2 protein-coding genes are annotated in these 1,843 nt (G+C 68.4%); both read left to right on the plus strand.

All coding sequences use genetic code 11. The features are described from left to right. Window positions 1-681 (plus strand): sulfate adenylyltransferase subunit CysD (gene cysD, locus E0H45_RS42250; protein ID WP_131348497.1); only part of this gene is annotated, 681 nt, incomplete at its 5' end. Next, window positions 681-1,843: sulfate adenylyltransferase subunit 1 (locus tag E0H45_RS42255; protein ID WP_131348498.1), on the plus strand; the 1,163-nt coding region annotated here is incomplete at its 3' end. The genes cysD and E0H45_RS42255, both read left to right, overlap by 1 nt.

Consider the following 1,843-nt stretch of genomic DNA (forward strand, 5'->3'; position numbering starts at 1 on the left):
TATCGGGACGCGGTCGTGGAGCAGCTCGGGCTGAAGCTCGAGGTGGCCAAGGTCGAGGACTACATCGCCGACGGCCGGCTGCGCGAGCGCACCGACGGGACCCGGAACCAGCTGCAGACCGTTCCGTTGCTGGACTCGATCAACGCGCACCGCTTCGACGCCGTGTTCGGCGGCGGCCGCCGCGACGAGGAACGCGCCCGGGCCAAGGAGCGGATCTTCAGCCTGCGCGACGAGTTCGGCCAATGGGACCCCCGCAACCAGCGCCCGGAACTGTGGTCGCTCTACAACGGCCGCCACCGGCCCGGCGAACACGTCCGGGTGTTCCCGCTGTCCAACTGGACCGAGCTGGACGTGTGGAACTACATCGAACGCGAACAGATCCCACTGCCCTCGATCTACTACGCCCACGAACGCGACGTGTTCGAACGCGACGGCATGCTGCTGGCCGTCGGCCCCTACTCCCAACCCCGCTCCGGCGAGACCGTGCACAGCCGTGTGGTCCGGTACCGGACCGTGGGCGACATGTCCTGCACCGGCGCCGTCGCCTCCACCGCCACCTCACCGGCCGAGGTCGTCATCGAGGTCGCGGCCAGCGAAATCACCGAACGCGGCGCCACCCGCGCCGACGACCGCGCCAGCGAGGCCGCGATGGAAGACCGCAAACGAGAGGGGTACTTCTGATGAGCACCCTGCTGCGACTGGCAACCGCCGGCTCCGTCGACGACGGCAAATCCACCCTGGTCGGACGGCTGCTGCACGACTGCAAAGCCATCCTCGCCGACCAGATCGCACACGTGAAAACCGTCTCCGAAGCCCGCGGCGGCGACTTCGACTTCGCGCTGCTCACCGACGGCCTCCGCGCCGAACGCGAACAAGGCATCACCATCGACGTCGCCTACCGCTACTTCGCCACCGACAAACGCTCGTTCATCCTGGCCGACTGCCCCGGCCACGTGCAATACACCCGCAACACCGTCACCGGCGCCTCCACCGCCGACGTGGTCATCATCCTCGTCGACGCCCGCCACGGGGTCCTCGAACAGACCCGCCGGCACCTGGCCGTCGCCGGCCTGCTGCGGGTGCCGCACGTCGTCCTCGCGGTCAACAAGATCGACCTCGTCGACTACGACGAAGCCGTGTTCACCAAAATCGCCAAAGACGTCAACGAGGTCGCCGACCAACTCGGCATCGCCGACATCCAGGCCATCCCGGTCTCCGCGCTCGCCGGCGACAACGTCGTCGACCACTCCACCCAGACCCCGTGGTACGACGGCCCGACACTGCTCGAATTCCTCGAGAACGCCAACGGACGCATCGACAACTCCGCCCAGCCGCTGCGGTTCCCCGTGCAGTACGTGATCCGCCCACAAACCGACCAGTACCGCGACTACCGCGGCTACACCGGAACCGTCGCCGCCGGCACCCTCACCGTCGGCGACCCCGTGATCGTGCTGCCCGCGGGACGCCGCACCTCGATCGCCGGCATCGACCGGCCCGTCGTCACCGCCACCTCGACCGCGGTCGTCGAACGGCCGTCCGCGATCGCCGGCGAAGCCGTCACCGTCCGGCTCACCGACGACATCGACGTCGCCCGCGGCTCAGTCATCGTCGCCGCCGACCACTCCCCCGGCACCCGCCGCGAACTCGCCGCCACCATCAGCTGGCTAGCCGACCGGCCACTCACCGTCGGGGCCAGGGTCCTGATCAAACACACCACCACCACCGCGCAGGCGATCGTCACCAAAATCACCGGCGCACTGGACCTCGACACGCTCGGAGTCATCGACGCCACCGAGCTCGCACTGAACGACATCGGCAAAGTACAACTCAAAATCGCCGCACC

The sequence above is a fragment of the Kribbella soli genome (genome assembly GCF_004331345.1).
Classification (GTDB): domain Bacteria; phylum Actinomycetota; class Actinomycetes; order Propionibacteriales; family Kribbellaceae; genus Kribbella; species Kribbella soli.